Raw genomic sequence first — 19856 nt, 5'->3', positions numbered from 1 at the left:
TTACGCCGTTTCTTTTTGGAATAGTTCACGGAAGACTGGGAAGATATCCTCCACAGAGCGGATGTTTTTCATGGCAAAGTTTGGGAAGGCTTCAGCAAGCTTCTCGTATTCATGCCATAGCGTTTGGTGTGAGCGTCGGGTGATCTCAATGTATGAATAGTACTGACAGTTAGGAAGCAGTTTATTCACTAGGAGTTCACGGCAACGTGGAGAGTCGTCAGCCCAATTATCCCCATCGGATGCCTGTGCGGCGTAGATGTTCCATTGGCCTACAGGATAGCGGTCTTGCACGATTTCGTTCATTAGCTTGAGAGCGCTCGACACAATTGTTCCACCCGTTTCTTGCGAGTAGAAGAACTCATGTTCATCGACCTCTTTTGCTTGAGTATGGTGACGAATGAATACGACCTCTACATTTTCGTAGGTGCGCGTCAAGAACAGGTATAAAAGAACATAGAAGCGTTTTGCGATATCTTTGGTGGCTTGGTCCATAGAACCTGAAACGTCCATCAGACAAAACATGACCGCTTGGCTCGATGGCACAGGGCGCTTCTCATAGTTCTTGAAACGTAAGTCGAAGGTATCAATGAAGGGCACGCTTTCGATTTTCTTGCGCAGATCCTCAATTTCCTTCTTTAGACGATTTTCCTCGAGCTGCTGAGCTGGCTCGATGTTTTTGATGCGAGTAAGCTCATCCTCTAGTTCATTAAGAAGGCGCTTTTTACCTGCTGTCATTGCGGTACGTCGAGCAAGTGATTGCTGCAACGAACGCACAATGGCAATGTTGGACGGAATGCCTGCAGTTTGGTAACCCGCACGATGGGTCTTCCATTCAGTTATTTTAGCAATCTGATTTTTTTCAAGATTGGGTAACTCCAAATCCTCGAACAAGATATCGAGATATTCATCTTTGGATATCTGGAAAACAAACTCGTCTTGGCCTTCGCCATCAGGACTCGCATTGCCTTCTCCTGCGCCACCACCTTGACCTCCACCTTTCGGGCGCTCGATTTTGTCACCAGTAATAAATTGGTCGTTGCCAGGGTGCACACGCTCACGTATGCCCCCTTTACCCTGATGAAACATAGGTTCGTTGATGTCTTTGTGCGGTATTGCAACGTCTTCGCCCGTTTCCGTGTTTGTGATCGAGCGTCGATTCACTGCGTCAGCTACCGACTCTTTAATCTGCTCTTTATGGCGTTTCAAGAAGCGCTGTCGATTAACAGCGCTCTTGTTCTTACCATTGAGCCTTCGGTCTATAAATTGCGCCATGAAATAGCCCTCTTCATGTTTCACAAGCGACCTAACTCAAACTGGTTAGGATGACTTACGTACTCGTAGGTACCACTCAGAAAGTAGGCGAACCTGTTTCTCGGTATAGCCTTTTTCCATCATGCGAGCGACAAAGTCGTCGTGTTTCTTCTGATCTTCAGAAGACGTTTTCGCATTGAATGAAATAACCGGAAGTAGCTCTTCGGTATTGGAGAACATTTTCTTCTCGATTACCGTGCGCAGTTTTTCGTAGCTGGTCCAAACTGGGTTCAGACCATTGTTATTGGCTTTCGCACGAAGCACAAAGTTGACGATTTCGTTTCGGAAATCTTTCGGGTTTGAAATGCCAGCGGTTTTCTCGATCTTCTCTAGTTCAGCATTCAGAGAGGCACGGTCAAACAGCTGACCTGTTTCTGGATCGCGGTATTCTTGATCTTGAATCCAGAAATCTGCGTAAGTTACGTAGCGGTCAAAGATGTTCTGGCCATATTCAGAATAAGACTCTAGGTAGGCCGTTTGTACTTCTTTGCCGATGAACTCGACGTAACGTGGTACAAGGTAACCCTTCAAGAACTCGAGGTACTTTTCTGCCATTTCAGAAGGGAACTGCTCACGCTCAACTTGCTGCTCAATCACGTAGAATAGGTGGACAGGGTTTGCCGCTACTTCGGTTTGGTCGAAGTTAAACACACGCGATAGAATCTTGAACGCGAAACGGGTGGAAAGACCGTTCATACCTTCATCGACACCGGCAAAGTCGCGGTACTCTTGGTAACTCTTCGCTTTCGGATCGGTATCTTTCAGTGTTTCACCATCGTAGACACGCATCTTCGAGAAAATGGACGAGTTCTCAGGCTCTTTGAGTCGAGACAGAATACTGAACTGTGCCAGAGTTTCGAGTGTGCTTGGTGAACAAGGTGCTTTAGAAAGTTCACTGTTTTCAAGCAGTTTCTGGTAGATCTTCACTTCTTCCGATACACGTAAACAGTAAGGGACTTTCACGATGTATACACGGTCTAAGAATGCTTCGTTGTTCTTGTTATTACGGAACGTTTGCCACTCTGATTCATTTGAGTGGGCCAAAATCATGCCGTCGAATGGGATAGCAGATAACCCTTCCGTACCGTTAAAGTTACCTTCTTGAGTTGCCGTCAAGAGAGGGTGTAGCACCTTGATTGGCGCTTTGAACATCTCAACGAACTCCATCAAACCTTGGTTTGCTTTACATAGCGCGCCCGAGTAGCTGTAGGCATCTGGGTCATCTTGTGAAAAGTGTTCAAGCTGGCGAATATCAACTTTACCAACCAATGATGAGATGTCTTGGTTGTTTTCATCGCCGGGTTCAGTCTTCGCAATTGCAACTTGGTCTAGAATAGAAGGACGTACCTTAAGCACCTTGAACTTGGTGATATCACCGCCAAACTCGTGCAGGCGTTTTGCAGCCCAAGGTGACATGATAGAGCGTAGGTAGCGATGCTCAATACCGTATTCTTTCTTAAGGATTTCGCCGTCTTCCGAAGCATTAAATAAGCAGAAAGGATGATCATTTACAGGGCTACGCTCACCATTGGCGCTGAGCACGTAAACCGGCATTTTTTCCATCAGTGCTTTTAACTTCTCAGCCAGTGATGATTTACCACCACCTACTGGGCCAAGAAGGTAAAGAATTTGTTTTCGTTCTTCCAAACCTTGCGCGGCGTGTTTGAGATAAGACACGATCTGTTCGATAGCGTCTTCCATGCCGTAGAAGTCTTTGAAGGTTTCATAACGAGAGATCACTCGGTTTGAGAAGATGCGGCTCAGTCTTGGATCTTGCGCAGTATCAATGACTTCTGGTTCCCCAATCGCTATGAGAAGTCGTTCTGCTGCATTGGCATAAGCGCTTTTATCGTCCTTGCACAGGGCTAAGAAATCCTGCAACGACATCTCTTCATCTTTTGAAGCTTCATATCTTGATTGATAGTGGTCGAAAATACTCATGTCGCTTTCCCCTTTAATAGTCAGTCTACCGACGAACGTTGACGCAGGCTTACCCACCTTTGATATGTCCTTCGTTGTATGAACTTATACGCCCTGTTATCGCATTTGGTTTGTACCGAACCCCAGTTAGGTCACGCCAAAGGCTTTGCTTTATGGACAATTTTTCACTGCAACGGAGGACGGTGGATAGGTACCTTTCAATCACTCCCTTTCTCATTTTAAGCCTAGTCGGGGATTTCCAATTTTGCTTAACAATTATGAATTTATTGCAAAAGTGACATTTGAATCACTGTTTAATGAGAGAAGAATTTGTGTTGTGAATGACAGTATAAGAAATCAATTATTTGGCGATAAATCGTCGATATCAATGAATTCTAGGTGGTGTTTGGGAAAGCGTAGAGAAAGCTGACAGGTGAGATTTGATAAAATCGTGACAGGGGAGATGAAAAAAGGAGAGCGTTTACTCTCCTTTTCAAATGCTTAGTGCGTTATGCACTGAAAATTTGCGCCAATTCGTTTGCACACAAATGGTACTGACGAGGGCAGTTGCGCCATGTTTTCAACATGCGCTGGTATTTTTCCTGCATTGGCATTTGGCTGTTAAAGTGGTGATCAGCCTTATCAAATTGAGGATATAGACCTTCAGAATCCACAAGGAAACGAACGTAATGCACTTGTTGGGCTTCTGTTGCGATATCAAAACCAAGGAATTGCAGGCGGCGTTGATCGACTTTGCTGCGCTCTTCGTCATCCAGCATCTTGTTGGATTCTTGCATCGCATGGTACATCTCCATGATGTCGATGATTTCACGACATTCAGATTCAGTAATGCAGCCAAAATCTTTGTTCAGTTCGCGCATTTGCAGCTCGTAACCACGTTCTACGATGGTCTGTAGACGCTTGTATTTTGCTGCGCTGCTAGGGTCCATCTGAGACATTAGGTTGTACTGGTTTGATAAGATCAAACGTTGAGCGTTTGACATTTCCATGATGACCTCACTAAATAATCTAATACATTTTTAATGTGCTTAGGTTAACGTTTCAGACGTTACTGAAACATGATCTCAACACATATTTAATATGAAAAATGGCAAGAATTATCAAATTTAGCCAGTTTACAAACAGCGTATGAATGCGTTGTGACATGCTATTTGTGGTAGTGGTTGTATATGTAATCTCGATCCGAGAATACTCTTAACCATTCTGGTTTGAATACGGTTAGGACCGCCAATGACATCCCATTAAGAAGCCCCTCGGGGAAAGCGAGTAATGGTACAAAAACAAAGTAGTTGTGCTGGATGGTTTGCCAGTCGTAATGACCGACTGATAGATGATAAACCGAGTTAATGAGTAGGTGTAAGCTACCGGTTAGTGCTCCATTGAAGAATCCCGCAACAAAAATGAAGACAAAAATATTGCGTGGCAAATATTGATAGCTGAGTAGAAAAACGAGGTAGCTTATTAGTATTGGTACCAGTGCAGAAAGTACGAGCGCACTTGGCAGCATTAATAGAGGAATACCGTGAATCAAATGATTGATGATCATGGCAGGGATACAGAGCAGAAAAGCCATTCGCCAACCGTACATCATTGTTAGCGTTGTCAAAGCAAGAAAGTGGATTTGCAACCCTTCTTTCACACCGGCTTGTGCAGACCACAAAATGCTAAGCAAGAAGAGCGTTGCGAAGATCAAATGTTGAAATGGTTTTTCTTGTTCCATTTTAGGCCAAACGACTGTTCGCCAATCGGGTAGGCAATGCATGATTACAACCCAACCAACAATGATGACCGATACGAAATTAAACCAATCCATGTTTGATATCCTGACTTTTGATTCCTTACGAGCTTTACTTACCGTTTTAACTGTGTAGCAGGTTTGTATACGTTTAATGTGTCGAGGATAGGGCACCAAATGTTTTGATTTGTTTGGTACTCTCGACGGTAATATGAGTAAAAAAATACCAGCGAATTGCTGGTATTTTTAATTTATTCAATAACCTAATATGACTTAGTATTTCACATTTGGATGGTATTGGGAAAGGATCGATTGGATTTCATCCATCGTTTCTTTCGATGGAGGGTTTACACCATCTAATGGGTAATCAAGCCCTAATGCTTCCCATTTATGCGCACCAAGTTTGTGATACGGAAGAAGTTCCACTTTCTCAATGTTGTCCATATCTTTGATGAATTCACCAAGCATATGCGCCGCTTCGGGTTCGTCTGTATAGCCCGGAACAACCACGTAGCGGATCCACGTTTTTTGACCGATTTTATGTAGATAGCGAGCGAAGTCTAAAACTCGACGGTTCGAAACGCCGATGAAATCTTGGTGAATTTCGTCTTTCATGTGCTTAAGGTCAAGCATTACAAGGTCTGTCGCTTCAAGCACTTCATCGATAACATCGGTATGTTTACGGATGTAACCATTGGTATCAAGACAAGTGTGAATACCTTCCGCTTGAGCTGCGCGGAAGAAGTCTCGCACAAATTCTGGTTGAAGCATCGCTTCGCCACCAGAACAAGTAATGCCACCACCTGATGCATTCATGAAATGACGGTAGGTTTTTGCTTCAGCAATAATTTCTTCAACCGTCACTTCTTTGCCGTCATGCGTATCCCAAGTATCGCGGTTATGGCAATACTTACAACGCATTAAACAACCTTGCAAGAAGACGATAAATCGAATACCGGGTCCGTCTACGGTACCACATGACTCAAACGAGTGAATACGACCAGCTGTTGACATCTTTTGCTCTCATTTTTTAATAAATTCTACCCGTTATTTTATTACAAATTGCAGGGTTAAAACAGTCTTGGAGAGGGACGTTGGCGAGATATTGAGCAAAGAAAGCGGCGAATGAAAACTCACACGCCGCACAGGGACTTATATTTAGAAGAACGCAAACAGTGACAGAGAGCCTGTACCATAAACATCAGTTTGTGCTTCTTCATAATCCGGTGTTTTAACGGTAAAGGTTAAGCTCGCGCCGTAGTTTCGGTTATACCAAGCTGCACCAGCAACCGCACTTGCTTGCCAGTTTTGTAGCGTCACATCGTATTGATCGGATGGCTCAGGAATGCCTGAACGATCGCCTTCGATGGTAATGTCGTTAAAGCGGTAACGTCCTTCAAAGCCGGTGAACAAGAACCAACTGGATGTACTTTGCGCTAGCATACTCGCGTGGAATGGGCTTTCAACACTGATGTTTGCCGCACCGATACTGTTCGCTAAGTTGGTACCCCAACGGAACATGACACCTTGAGATACATCACTACGGAAGTTACCTGCGTTGATGTCGTTTACGTTAGTAATTTCCCATTGTGTGCTTTTACCTTCGCCGCGCATCAGTTTGTTGAATGCTCGGTAACCAACACTGAATGCGACTTCGTCATCAATTTGGTATTCCCAACCTTGTGGGTCGGTTGAGCCAGTGATGCCGTGAACGATATCTTGGGCTTTATCTGATAGTGAGCTTTCACCTGTTGCCCCGATAGTAAAATTGTATCGAACGGCTTGGTCTGCTGTGATCGAGATATAGTTTATTTCGGTGTGTAGGTAGCCAGCGTAAGGACGATCATTAACAAGAGGGTAGTCGGCTTCTATATCACTCGGCGTCCACATTTTGTGGCCTAGTACAAGTTCTACTTTATCGACGTTGGCTTGACCATTACCGTTTAAACTGAACCACTTCCATTCGCTGTCTTCACGCAGTTTATCGGTCGCGTAAGAAAGGAAAATGCCGTTGGTGTAGTCTTGGTCGACACCAAATATGCCATCGTTATCTAAAGTGAAAGAGACGGTAGATTTTGTTGATGCAATCGCAGCAGGCGACAACAAGGCAAGGATAAATAATTTACTGAGTTTCATATACTTCGTTTGCTAGCGTTTTCGGCATCATACGTAAGATCGAGAACAAAGTCTTAGGCAATGTCACAACTTTAGTTCAAGACACAAAAAAAGGCCGATGCTTTACAGCATCGGCCTCTATTTTATCACTCAAAGTGCTAATTCAATCAGTCTTATAGAGACTCAGTGAATGTACGTGCGATTACGTCAGCTTGTTGCTCTGCAGTTAGAGAGTTGAAGCGTACAGCGTAACCAGATACACGGATTGTTAGCTGAGGGTATTTCTCTGGGTGCTTAACAGCGTCTTCTAGAGTTTCGCGGTTAAGTACGTTCACGTTAAGGTGTTGACCACCTTCAATGCCAGCTTCGTGGTGGAAGTAACCATCCATCAGACCCGCTAGGTTAGCACGTTGGCTAACTTCTTCTTTACCTAGTGCGTTTGGCACGATAGAGAAGGTGTAAGAGATACCATCTTTTGCATCAGCAAACGGTAGTTTACCTACAGATGTTAGAGATGCTACCGCGCCTTTTTCGTCACGGCCGTGCATTGGGTTAGCACCAGGTGCAAAAGGAGCGCCTGCTTTACGACCATCTGGTGTAGTACCCGTTTTCTTACCGTATACCACGTTTGAAGTGATAGTAAGAATAGACTGAGTTGGGATTGCATCACGGTAAGTCTTAAGCTTACGGATTTTAGCCATGAAGTTAGAAACAAGTTCACATGCCATGTCATCAACACGTGCATCGTTGTTACCAAATTTAGGGTAATCGCCTTCGATTTCGAAGTCGATTGCAATGCCATCTTCGTCACGGATTGGTTTAACTTTACCGTATTTGATTGCAGATAGAGAGTCAGCTGCAACAGAAAGACCAGCGATACCACAAGCCATAGTACGACGAACGTCACGATCATGAAGAGCCATTAGAGCTGCTTCGTAGCTGTATTTGTCGTGTGAGTAGTGGATAGCGTTTAGTGCAGTTACGTACTGCTTAGCTAGCCAATCCATTAGGTTGTCTAGGCCAGCCCAAACTTTGTCGAAGTCTAGAACTTCGTCAGTCATTGGTGCAGTCTTAGGACCCACTTGCATTTTAAGCTTCTCATCTACACCGCCGTTGATAACGTAAAGTAGAGTTTTCGCTAGGTTTGCACGAGCGCCGAAGAATTGCATGTGCTTACCGATAACCATTGGTGATACACAACAAGCGATAGCGTAGTCATCGTTGTCGAAATCTGGACGCATTAGGTCGTCGTTTTCGTACTGGATAGAAGAAGTATCGATAGATACTTTCGCACAGAACTTCTTGAAGCCGTCAGGTAGCTGCTCAGACCAAAGTACAGTGATGTTTGGCTCTGGAGAAGGACCCATTGTGTATAGTGTGTTTAGGAAACGGAAGTTAGTACGTGTAACTAGTGTACGACCGTCAACACCCATACCACCCATAGATTCTGTTGCCCAGATTGGGTCGCCAGAGAATAGCTCATCGTACTCAGGAGTACGTAGGAAGCGAACCATACGTAGTTTCATTACGAAGTGGTCGATCATTTCCTGAGCTTGTTCTTCAGTGATGATGCCAGCTGCGATGTCACGCTCAACGTATACGTCAAGGAAAGTCGAAGTACGACCTAGAGACATTGCTGCGCCGTTTTGAGATTTAACAGCAGCTAGGTAGCCGAAGTAAGTCCATTGGATAGCTTCTTGAGCTGTAGTCGCAGGAGCAGAAATGTCGTAGCCGTAAGATGCTGCCATTTCTTTCATTTGACCTAGTGCACGGTGCTGTTCTTGAATCTCTTCACGAAGTTGCATCGTCATTTGTAGATCTTCACCAGACTCTAGCTTCTCTTGAGTAGAGTGGAATTGAGCTACTTTGTCTTTGATTAGGAAATCTACACCGTATAGAGCTACACGACGGTAGTCACCGATGATACGACCACGACCGTATGCATCTGGAAGACCAGTTAGAACACCAGACTTACGACATTTTAGGATGTCAGGAGAGTAAACATCGAAAACACCTTGGTTGTGTGTTTTGCGGTACTCAGAGTAGATTTTAGAAACTTGTGGATCAAGCGTACGGCCGTATGCTTTACAAGAACCTTCGATCATACGTACGCCGCCGTTAGGCATGATTGCACGCTTAAGCGGAGCTTCAGTTTGTAGGCCTACGATAGTTTCTAGGTCTTTGTTAATGTAACCAGCATCATGTGAAGTGATGGTAGAGATAACAGAAGTATCGAAATCAACAGGTGCGTGAGTCGCGTTTTCCTGCTTGATACCTTCCATTACTTTAGCCCAAAGCTTGTTAGTCGCTTCAGTACCTTCAGAAACTAGGAAAGATTCGTCGCCTTCGTACGGAGTGTAGTTCTTCTGAATGAAATCACGAACGTTTACTTCGTTTTGCCAGTCGCCTGCAGCAAAACCTTCCCAAGCTTTAGCAAATTGCTCTGCCATGACATACCTACCTTTGTAGTAGAAAAAAATACGTACTGGTTCGCCGTTGAGCCAGCTATCTCCACTTCCACATGGAGAACAGTACACTCTTAATGAATAACAATATTTATAGTCTTAAATAAGAAGAATAGGGCGATAAAACTATAAATATTGTCACTGTTACTAATGTGGGTTCTTCCCAACCACAATTCAAGGCTACACTAAAAAATTTTTGCAAACCTTAAACTAAATCAATAAATACTAAAAAATAGCGATAAAAATGGAGTAGCGACGAGCGCTACCCACACAATTTTTGAACGAATGTCATTATAGCCAAGCTTTAATGCCATATTGTCCTTCTAGCATACCAACTGCAAGCATAGCGACTAAACAGACGACAAGTACACCTACAGGGATCACAATCTTATCTACAAATGACAGACGTGATGCACGCTCTTTGTCACCAATCAGACCGTTGTTGTCTAGAAGCATAGTCAATGCCCAAGCCAGTACTGGGTTAACTACCGCAGAACCAAAGATACAGATACCTGCTGCTTGAGAGTCTTTAGAGTCTTTCACCATCTGCATACCTGCTTCAAGTAGAGGTAGAGATACACCTACTAGAAGAGCAACACGCATTACTGGTGGCCATACTGCTACATCCATTGGGAAGCCAAGAATCGCGACGATGATACATAGAGAGCCGAGCAGGATTGCACCGCCAGGGATAGGGCGTTTCGCAATTGCTGCTGGGATCATGTACGTACCCCAAGATGACGTAATGTTACCACCACCTACAGCAGTACCAACCATTTGACGAACCGAACACATAGTCATTGTGTCATCAACGTCCATCAGAACTTTTTCAGTCTTTTTAGGGTAGTTCAGTTCTTGGAAAATACGGTGACCAAGGAAGTCTGGAGACCACATCGCTACAGCAAGAATTGCAAACGGTAGTGAAGCAATGAAGTGTTCTACATTTGGCAGACCAAGCATCCAACCTTCTTCTGTGCTACCCCACCAGTAGATTGGGTTTAGGTTCGGAAGACCTGTTTCAGTAACGAATTTGATGTCGAAACCAGCACCAAGTACAAGTGCAATGACGAGACCCGTGAAAGCACATACTGGGATGGCTAGCCAACGTTTATTAACTTTAGCAAGGAAAGCATATAGACCGATAGTAACCGCGAGAACGATTAGGCCAATGTAACCCATGCTGCCTGCGGCAACCGTATCCGATTGCAAGCCAACTGCCCAAGCTTGGATTGAGTTGATTTGGCTCATGGTACCCGTTAGGCCTAAGAAGATGAGTAGGCCCCCAGCTGTACCCTCTGAAGTGAGGTTTACGAGTTTTGAGCCACCTTTTAGTAAGCTCAAAATCAAACCAAACACACCGATTAGGATTGCCAATGCAAGAGGATGGGCACCCGCAAGAGCGATGGTACCAATAAGAGGGATCATTGGACCGTGGTTACCTGCTAGGTTGGCTTTAGGGTTAATAAAGCCAGAAGCAAGAATACAGAAAAGGAGTGCAGGGATTAGCATTTCTACACGAGCAACTTCGATAGCAAAATCTTTGCCTAAGTTAACGTGGTCCCATGCAGCAGTAAGACCTTCAGCCCAAGACATCATTACCGCAGAGTACATTGCGATAATACCGATCGTACCAGCAAGCGCTGGAACAAGGTCTTCAAGCTCAAAGCGGAAGTCACGACCTGGCAAGTTTAAGCCAAAACGGCGTGGCTTCATGATTTGTAGTTCGTGGTCTAGGTAGTCTGAACGGCTTGCGAACTCAGATGATGGACGATGAAGCTCGCGGTAGCTTTTAGTCTCGATATCCGAATCAGAGTGCGCTTTATTCACTGCGTCTGACATAGATTCCTCATATATTTAAAAGTTATGAATTCTAAATTGAATTGTGTTTTTCCGCTTCCTGCGGCACTTCCTATGCTAGCTATTATTAGATTTTGTTGCACGAATACCACGTGCCTAAGCATAGCTAATAACTCATTGTGTTGAGGCACAAAAAATTCCTCATCATTGTGGCGGAGTCTAGCAAGATAGCCCTTTGGGGTGATTGATTTAGATCACTTTAAGAATAGATGTGAAAGAAAACTACAGAAAGTGTCTGGCATGCGAATGACTTGGTTGTTTAGTGTGTAATTCGATTACACAAGTTGCATAAAATTAGACGTTATTTTGCAGAAATAATGCCCAATGCGATTTATTTACGTCATTCATGAATTGTATATAAAGCTGGCTTCATTCTTGCTTAGTACCGAGCAGAGACGATTTTTTGGCTAATCATTGCCGCTCAGTTTAGGAAGAAGACATGAAACAGCTTAAAGTACTGCCGCTAGTGGCAATTATTTCGGGATTAATGGTCGGTTGTGGCGGCGGTGGCGGTGGCGGTGGCGGTTCATCGAAAACAACATTTACGTTTGATTTTGCGATCCCTGCGACACTGTCTGAGAGCGATGCTAAGGCACAAAGCTGTACAATTTATGATCGAGATACTGATTCGAATGGTGACGCTACCGTTTTAACTTACAGTCAAGCATCAAAAGCTCAGGTCACGAATAATGTTATCGGTTACTATTCTGATGCTGATGGCAAAATGGTTGGAGAAGTTATTAAACCAACCAGCGATAACTTCAAGTTTGTTTTAGAAGACATTCCTGAAGGTGGTTACATCACTATTCAAGCACTTGAATTCAATGGTCGAGAAGTTCGTGTAAATTCTTTCTCTCGCGAGTTTTTAGAAGATAAAGAGCTACGCAATGTTACTTTCGCACTTAACCGTGAGTCGTTGAATAAGTGCTTTACAGGAAGTAACGTATCGGACAAAACGTTCAAAAACCTTTCATACCGAAACGCAGTATCTGGTGGTGGTGATTACCACTATGTATCACAAAAAGATGTCTTAGTATCTCCAAACAGTGATATGACTTCAGATGAAGAACTACTAGGTTTCAATGGAGAGCCTACCGCTTTATTCCAATATGAATCTGGCTCGGACAATAAATCATTATATCAATATGGTATCGGTTCTTGGGGTACTAATGATATTGACCTAGTTACGACAGATGTTGTTTCTAGTATTTACTCATCGTCTGGCTACAAGTATGACTCCTTGAATATTGGCTTTGTATCAAACGACTACTTATATGATGCCTTAGAGCTGGGTAATTCCGTTGATGAATATCGTCGACCTAGTGAAGCTAATAAAGAAGAATGGGTTTACCTAGCCGTTGCTGAAAGCGCTACAAATGGTTGGGATTCACTATTAACTGGCACTATTGATTCAAGCTGGGATATTGATGCTGATCCAAGTACATTCCTAAATATCAAAAACTTACCGAACTCAAAGCCTAGCGTGATATCTCAGAGCGGACGAGAGTCGGTGATTGATATTAATATGGGATTAACTAACTCTACAGAAGGTTTCACTCGTACCGCATATTTTGCTGCTTCAGGTGATTACAAAGTAACTCATCGTATTTTCACTAAGAGCAATAGTGATTATGTTGTAGTACCTGAGCTGGACTACTACAATTTTCCATCTTCCGCGATAAATGGTTTGAAAATATCGGAAACGGACAACTTCAACCGTTCTGCAGTCATTCTTGATGGTAACAGCGATATTGACTCAGAAATGTTCATGAGCTTCTTCTCTAATGGTGAAGCATCGGAGCCTGAACTAGAAGCTGACCTAGACGGTATTCTAACTTCTGAAAAAGATGGAATGGAAAATGAAGTGACATTACGCACTTCGAATTCTCTCGTTGTGACACGTTTTAATTAACACTTTTGTATCTTAATGAGCCCCTCTCTTGAGGGGCTTTTTTATGTCAGTTATTCATCATTAAAAGAATATATTGCTAGAAAGTGCATATTCATTTGATTGTTGTATCTATCTATTCGATTTATTTAGGTTAATAATTTGTTGCAACTTCTCTTGGGGGGTGATAGTTTGTTCCAATTCAAAGAGGGCGGAGTCCCTTTATTGCAGTGACTAAAACACAGGGAGTAGGGCGCATGAATGATGTACCAGCGCTAGATATTAAAGACCTGCACAAAACCTTCGGACAAAATGAAGTATTAAAGGGCATTTCACTTTCTGCCCATAAAGGCGATGTTATCTCCATCATTGGCTCTTCCGGTTCAGGTAAGAGTACCTTCCTAAGATGTATCAACTTATTAGAGACACCAACTGCGGGTGAAATTTGGGTAAACGGCGAACTTATCCAAATGAAGAACAACCGCGCAGGGGAGTCTGTCCCAGCAAATGAAAAGCAAGTTCAGCGTATTCGTTCACGTTTAGCTATGGTATTTCAGGGCTTTAACTTATGGTCGCATTTAACGGTTTTAGAAAATGTGATTGAAGCGCCCGTGCACGTACTTGGTGTACCTAAGGCGCAAGCGATTGAAAATGCGGAAGTACTGTTGAAGAAAGTTGGGTTATACGAACGCAAAGACTACTACCCAGGACACCTGTCCGGAGGTCAGCAGCAACGCGCTGCAATCGCTCGCGCTTTGGCTGTTGATCCAGAGGTTATGTTGTTTGATGAGCCTACCTCTGCACTTGACCCTGAACTCGTTGGTGAAGTGTTAGGGGTAATGAGAGACCTGGCCGAGGAAGGACGCACCATGTTAGTTGTCACGCATGAAATGGCTTTTGCGCGTGATGTATCTAACCATGTGATGTTTTTGCATCAAGGTTTAGTGGAAGAACAGGGAGATCCAGCTAAGCTTTTTACGAATCCAGATTCGGAGCGATTACAGCAATTTATCTCTTCTATCTACTAATATTTCTTTGGGTGGCAGCTTTTTGCCTCCTAAACAAGCACAACAAACAAAACCAAATAAAATAGCAATCACAGGAGTATGGAAATGAAAAAGTGGTTATTGGCAGCAACGCTTGCTGCAACAGCAGTGTCTGGTGTCGCCCAAGCGAAAGAATGGAAAACAGTTCGTTTTGGGATTGAGGGAGCTTATCCTCCGTTTAGCTGGACTGAAACGGATGGCTCCTTAAAGGGGTTCGATGTTGATATGGCGAATGCGCTTTGTGAAGAGATGCAAGTGAAGTGTCAAATCGTTGCTCAAGATTGGGATGGCATCATTCCTTCGTTACTTGCTCGTAAGTACGACGCGATCATTGCTGCAATGTCTATCACCGAAGAGCGTAAGAAGAAAGTCGACTTTACGGGTAAGTACGCACTCATTCCAAACAAATTCATTGCTAAAAAAGGTGCGGGTTTAGACTTCGACAACCTTGATGGTCAAAAAATTGCGGTACAACGCGCGACAACGCATGACAAGTATCTGACAGATAACTACGGTGATAAAGTTGAAATCGTACGTTACGGTTCGTTTGATGAAGCATACCTAGATCTTGCAAATGGCCGTGTCGCTGCAGTACTTGGTGATGCTTCAGCTCTTGAAGAAGGTGTACTAAATAAGGCGGGTGGTGAGGCTTACGAGTTTGTTGGCCCTTCTCTAACTGACCCTAAATGGTTTGGTGATGGCTTCGGGATTGCGGTTCGTAAGCAAGACAAAGATCTCACTAAAAAGTTAGATGCGGCAATCTTATCTCTGCGTGAAAAAGGTGTTTATCAAGAAATCGCAGGTAAGTACTTCAACTACGATGTTTACGGTAAATAAGCCGTAACTAAGCGGCCGTTGGCTTGTTCCTAGAAGTAACCAACGGCCGATTTTTGAGTTTAGGGATTAGGAACTCACCTATGCTGGATTTACAAGGATATGAAGCCTCGATACTAAAAGGGGCTCTAGTAACCATCGAAGTCGCAATACTCTCATTGTTGCTTGCTGTCATTTTAGGCATGCTTGGGGCACTTGCGAAATTAGCGCCCTATAAATGGGCAAGAGCTATTGCAACACTCTACACCACCATTATTCGTGGCATTCCTGACTTAGTCTTGATGATGCTTATCTTCTTTGGTGGCCAAATTCTACTGAATAACAGCCTTTATTCGATCAATGAAACGCTCAACGAGTGGTTTACCGCAAGCAACCCTGAACATGAATGGACTGCTTACCTCCCTGATTACATCGATGTGAGCCCATTTATTGCTGGTGTACTGACCATCGGTTTTATCTTTGGTGCGTATATGGCGGAAACTTTCCGTGGTGCGATCATGGCCGTCGATAAAGGTGAGTTGGAAGCGGCAAAAGCCTACGGAATGAGTTCTTTTATGTCGTTTAGAAGAATTCTATTACCTCAAATGATTCGACACGCGTTACCCGGGTTTGGTAATAACTGGTTGGTATTACTCAAGACTACCGCTCTTGTTTCAATCATTGGATTGGAAGATATGGTGCGTATTAGTTCACTTGCCGCTGGTACAACAAAGATGCCATTCACTTTTTACATGGCTGTCGCGATCATCTTCTTATTCTTCACCAGTGTATCAACCGGTCTACTTAAGCTTGTTGAACGCAAATTCAGTATTCATGCGAGGTAGATAATGGACTTTTCATTGATCATTGAAAGCTTCCCTGTCTACTTAGATGGATTGTGGACAACGGTATGGCTGGTGGCATTAGCTCTGGTGATCGGGCTCTGTGTATCGATTCCCTTAGCTATAGCGCGCAATAGCACGAATTACGCATTAAGTTTGCCGTCATGGGCGTTCATTTACTTTTTCCGCGGTACGCCGTTGTTGGTGCAGCTTTATCTCATTTACTACGGCATGGACCAATTCTTTCCTGTGAAAGACACACTTTGGGAACATGCTTGGTTCTGTGCCTTGGTGGCTTTCGTTCTTAATACTTCGGCTTACACGGCGGAAATTATTCGTGGTGCGATCAATGGTTTACCAAAGGGCGAAGTAGAAGCAGCAAAAGCATACGGCATGAGCAAGTTTATGACTTATCGTCGCATCATCTTGCCAAGCGCATTACGCCGTGCTTTACCTGCATATTCGAATGAAGTGATCTTTATGCTGCACGGCAGTGCAGTCGCTGGGATCATCACTATTATGGATTTGACAGGCGCAGCTCGACTTGTGAACTCTCGTTACTATGCACCATTTGAGTCATTCCTGACGGCTGGTCTCTTCTACATGGGATTAACGTTCATTATTTTGTGGTGTTTCAAAATCGCAGAGAAGCGCTTCTTGGCATATCTAAGGCCATTAAGCTAAGGCGTTTTTATAGATATCTAAAAGAAAGAGCGCCGATTGGCGCTCTTTTTGGGTAGATGAAGGGCGAGTGAGTTTACCTATACAAATTGGAAATCACCGTCAAAGGCTGCGTCGGTATAAATGACGACTTCTTTACCACCTTTTGTAAAGGTATAAGCCGTTAAGACATCTGAGCCTGATAACCCTAAGGAATCAATCATGCCTTGGTCTAGCTTGTAATCTGATGACGCCATAAGGTCCGCCACCGTCATAGTCACACCATCATCGGGATCGCCTTGAGTATCGCTTTCTAGGCTCCAATTATTGCTTTCGTCCAACTTGATGTTTTCAACGCCAAGGGCAAAGAACTCTGATTGACCATCATCTTTACTCTTACTATTGTCGCTAGCTCCACCTTGATGGTACGCCTTGCCAAGGGTCAAGGTAACAGAATCTTGGTCACTACTTGTACCTATTACCGCTTCAATACCTTTAATGTTGTCTGCATTTTGACCTTTAGACATATCGATATCGATAGGGCCGTCTTTCTCATTGGCGACAAGAACATCGAACCCTTTTCCGCCTCTGATTAGTGTATCATCTGCGTCGTAAGCGATCGTATCGTTGCCTTTACCACCTCGAACTTCGTCGGCACCACTACCACCGATGATCACATCATCGCCTTTGCCGCCTTTAAGTACATCAACGCCTGCACCACCGTCTAGCCAGTCGTCACCACGACCGCCTTTGAGAAGTTCAGGTTCTGCTATGGTAGTGACGTTATGGATCACGTCGTTGAAGTCATCATCGTTAGTTGAAAGGTCAGTGTTATCATTCCATTCGAATAAGGAGGTACCATCCCCCATAGGAGTGACTTGCGCATGGACTGGGAGACCCAATTCAAATGCAGCTTCACCGAGTAATTGCGCATCTAGATCGAATTCTGAAACATCAATAAATCCCTCAGATTCAATGCCGTTATCGGCCCCGTCAGGGACCACGAAGAACCCCAGCTTACAAGCATCTCCACCCATCATTTCTTTCGATATTGAGGTGTTCATTTCATCAGGCTGTTTTACATTTGACCAAAGAATGCCGACATTCACGACTTCACCGCTTGAGTCTGCTGTGTAGAAACCAAGGGAGTTATTGAACCCTGCATTGGACCCGATGAGTTCAACGTCGAACGTTCCGTTGAACTGGCTGATATCATACATACCATCAGATGGCGTCGGCAGTATTTCGTTATTGTCACCGCCGAGTAAGACATCATCACCACGCCCGCCATATAGCATGTCGGTACCGTCGCCAGTGAGCCCAAGTGTTTCTACTGATGTGACAAAATAGTCACTTGAGTCTTCTTTGTCTCCCCCTTTACTGAATTGTTCACCTGCGGCAGAGAACTGAATTTCATCAAAGGCTTTGAAGCCAGTATCATTTGGACCAATACTAAACTCACCGCTATTGTTGCTATCAGTAGAAAGCACTTTAGTATTTTCTAGTGTCATGCCCGCAGCGGCGTAGTGGGCTAGGGTATCTGCGTCAGGTTCATTTGCGCTAAAAAATCCACTTGCGACTTCAATGCCATCTCGAAATGCAGTCCAGATACCAATTTCGTCCACATCATCATCTTCTCCACGACCTTCATTGGCATAAAGATTTGAGATCCCGACGTTGGCGGCCATAGTATGTTCATCTAAGCAAACAGAAAGCATTTCGGAGCCAACTGCATCGCCAGGTTCCGAATCTCCGTCATCGTAGCTATACCCAATTTGTGCATCTTTACCACTTTCATCCGTGCCTTCGACTCCATACTTACTGCCTTGTTGGGTCGTGTTTCCTTCAGAGCCATCAGGGTTGTATGCTGTGGCGTTATCAAGACCTAAATCCTCTCCCTCAGGAGTCTGTGCTGAGTCAAGATCGAGTTCAAAGTTACCTGTTTGCTCATTGAAAGAGAGGGCATCGAAATTGTCACCAATGAGCACATCAGCCCCTTTGTTACCGCGAATAAGATCATCTCCCGGCATCGAGCTATTATCGACGTTGTCTCCGTCTCTAGGAGTACCATCACCAATCAACACATCGTTGGCCTGATATTGATGAAGAGCGACGTTATCGAGCAGAGAACCAAGAGAATCTTCATTACCATCGGCCATAAACGAAATGGTATGTTCGCCAGCGCCTAGATCTAGATCTAGATTGACCGTTTCCCAGCCATCGTTGTTGTATGTTCCAACAACTTCACCGTCAATGAGGACTTTTAGCCCATTTGTATCTGTATTATCGGTACGGTTGGTGTGATCAAAAGAGAGTTTGAATGTACCTGCAGTATCAACAGTGAAGGTTTGACTAACGGTCGAGTTGGTAACGGTATTGTCCCCGTCTTTGTGAGAATCAAGTTCTAACACGTTTCCTCGTGCGGGATCTTTGTTATCTCCGTAGCCACCACCATTTTGGATTTCGATTAGACCTTCGGTCGCTTCCCATCCACCGTAGCTAGAGTAGGTTTGCCAGCCGCCATGATCGACGACAGGACTATCACCTACATCATCTTCAAAATTGCCATCGGCTAATAAATTGGTATCATCCGTTTTAGCTCGACGATCACCATAAATAATATCGTTGTTGCCACCGCCTTCGACATAGTCGTTACCAGAACCAGCAACGATGATGTCGTCAACGCAGCCCACTTTTTCAACATCGCCTTCGCGCGCTAAGTTAATGTTAGGGTTTTCTCCGGCTTCGTCTTTTGCATTTATGGTGTGATTCCACGATTCAATGACATCATTGCCATCTCCAGATTTGATCGCCTCTGAACCTCTACCACCAGCGATAAAGTCATCACCATCACCCGTTTTAACGATATCATCACCTTTACCTGCACGCACTTCTAGGTCTGCACCTGAATTGTCTTCAAGGTGATTATCTACATCCCTTGACACTCCATCTTGAGTAGGGCCATCAACTAAGGTACCAACCTGTGCATTGGTCTCTGTTACAGAAACTTCTTCCGCCATTGTTTCATCCTCATATATCGCGAGATACATAGAGGCAGCCCAGCCATCTCAGTCCCGTTTGAGATCTGTAGCTTTCCGTCCCCACTTCGCAGTGGGTTTGGCTTTGTCATCCGTTATGTTATTAATCAATTAATTAGCCAGTAACGTCGAGGGATTATGATTT

At 44.2% G+C, this 19856-nt stretch carries 14 protein-coding genes and 1 riboswitch; of the genes, 5 read left to right on the top strand and 9 right to left on the bottom strand.

Going from position 1 to position 19856, the window contains the following annotated elements:
* The 8 genes from ATB76_RS15025 to ATB76_RS14990 form a co-directional block, all read right to left on the bottom strand.
* A complete protein-coding gene (locus tag ATB76_RS15025) occupies positions 1-1272 on the bottom strand; it encodes a YeaH/YhbH family protein (RefSeq protein WP_042602670.1) in 1272 nt (423 codons plus the stop codon).
* Positions 1273-1317: 45 nt separating this feature from the next.
* Positions 1318-3252: a PrkA family serine protein kinase gene (locus tag ATB76_RS15020; protein ID WP_038867152.1), complete on the bottom strand. Its 1935-nt coding sequence runs from the start codon at positions 3250-3252 to the stop codon at positions 1318-1320.
* A gap of 488 nt (positions 3253-3740) precedes the next feature.
* Positions 3741-4241 (bottom strand): YfbU family protein, encoded by a 501-nt coding sequence (locus tag ATB76_RS15015; RefSeq protein WP_038866692.1) that lies wholly within the window; start codon positions 4239-4241, stop codon positions 3741-3743.
* Positions 4242-4399: 158 nt separating this feature from the next.
* Positions 4400-5065: an energy-coupling factor ABC transporter permease gene (locus ATB76_RS15010; protein WP_038875931.1), complete on the bottom strand. Its 666-nt coding sequence runs from the start codon at positions 5063-5065 to the stop codon at positions 4400-4402.
* Positions 5066-5260: 195 nt separating this feature from the next.
* On the bottom strand, positions 5261-6001 hold the full coding sequence (pflA, locus tag ATB76_RS15005) for a pyruvate formate lyase 1-activating protein (protein ID WP_038866696.1): 741 nt from the start codon (positions 5999-6001) through the stop codon (positions 5261-5263).
* Positions 6002-6145: 144 nt separating this feature from the next.
* Positions 6146-7123: a lipid A deacylase LpxR family protein gene (locus ATB76_RS15000; protein ID WP_061035605.1), complete on the bottom strand. Its 978-nt coding sequence runs from the start codon at positions 7121-7123 to the stop codon at positions 6146-6148.
* A gap of 152 nt (positions 7124-7275) precedes the next feature.
* Positions 7276-9552, bottom strand: coding sequence for a formate C-acetyltransferase (gene pflB / locus ATB76_RS14995; protein ID WP_038866700.1), 2277 nt, complete (start codon positions 9550-9552; stop codon positions 7276-7278).
* Positions 9553-9858: 306 nt separating this feature from the next.
* Positions 9859-11406, bottom strand: a complete 1548-nt coding sequence (locus ATB76_RS14990; RefSeq protein ID WP_038866702.1) for a DUF3360 family protein — start codon at positions 11404-11406, stop codon at positions 9859-9861.
* Positions 11407-11863: 457 nt separating this feature from the next.
* Between ATB76_RS14990 and ATB76_RS14985 the strand changes: the two genes are divergently transcribed.
* The 5 genes from ATB76_RS14985 to ATB76_RS14965 all read left to right on the top strand — a co-directional run bounded on the left by ATB76_RS14985 (position 11864) and on the right by ATB76_RS14965 (position 16697).
* Entirely contained in the window at positions 11864-13336 is a 1473-nt protein-coding gene (locus tag ATB76_RS14985) for a hypothetical protein (protein ID WP_061035604.1), read from the top strand.
* 233 nt (positions 13337-13569) lie between these two features.
* Positions 13570-14340, top strand: a complete 771-nt coding sequence (locus ATB76_RS14980; RefSeq protein ID WP_038866706.1) for an ABC transporter ATP-binding protein — start codon at positions 13570-13572, stop codon at positions 14338-14340.
* A gap of 84 nt (positions 14341-14424) precedes the next feature.
* A complete protein-coding gene (locus ATB76_RS14975) occupies positions 14425-15195 on the top strand; it encodes an ABC transporter substrate-binding protein (protein WP_038866708.1) in 771 nt (256 codons plus the stop codon).
* Between the two features lie 80 nt (positions 15196-15275).
* Positions 15276-16016, top strand: a complete 741-nt coding sequence (locus ATB76_RS14970) for an ABC transporter permease (protein WP_038866711.1) — start codon at positions 15276-15278, stop codon at positions 16014-16016.
* A gap of 3 nt (positions 16017-16019) precedes the next feature.
* Positions 16020-16697 (top strand): ABC transporter permease, encoded by a 678-nt coding sequence (locus tag ATB76_RS14965; protein WP_038866714.1) that lies wholly within the window; start codon positions 16020-16022, stop codon positions 16695-16697.
* A gap of 77 nt (positions 16698-16774) precedes the next feature.
* Here ATB76_RS14965 and ATB76_RS14960 read toward each other — a convergent pair whose 3' ends face one another.
* Complete coding sequence (locus ATB76_RS14960; protein WP_061035603.1) at positions 16775-19693, bottom strand: hypothetical protein; 2919 nt, start codon at positions 19691-19693, stop codon at positions 16775-16777.
* 30 nt (positions 19694-19723) lie between these two features.
* Positions 19724-19805: riboswitch (cyclic di-GMP riboswitch) on the bottom strand.
* Positions 19806-19856 lie beyond the last annotated feature (51 nt).

Origin of the sequence: Vibrio sp. MOR3 (assembly GCF_001557775.1) — a bacterium.
Classification (GTDB): domain Bacteria; phylum Pseudomonadota; class Gammaproteobacteria; order Enterobacterales; family Vibrionaceae; genus Vibrio; species Vibrio jasicida.
The sequence above is the reverse complement of the archived record's forward strand: the minus strand, read 5'-3'. Positions and strand labels throughout refer to the sequence as shown.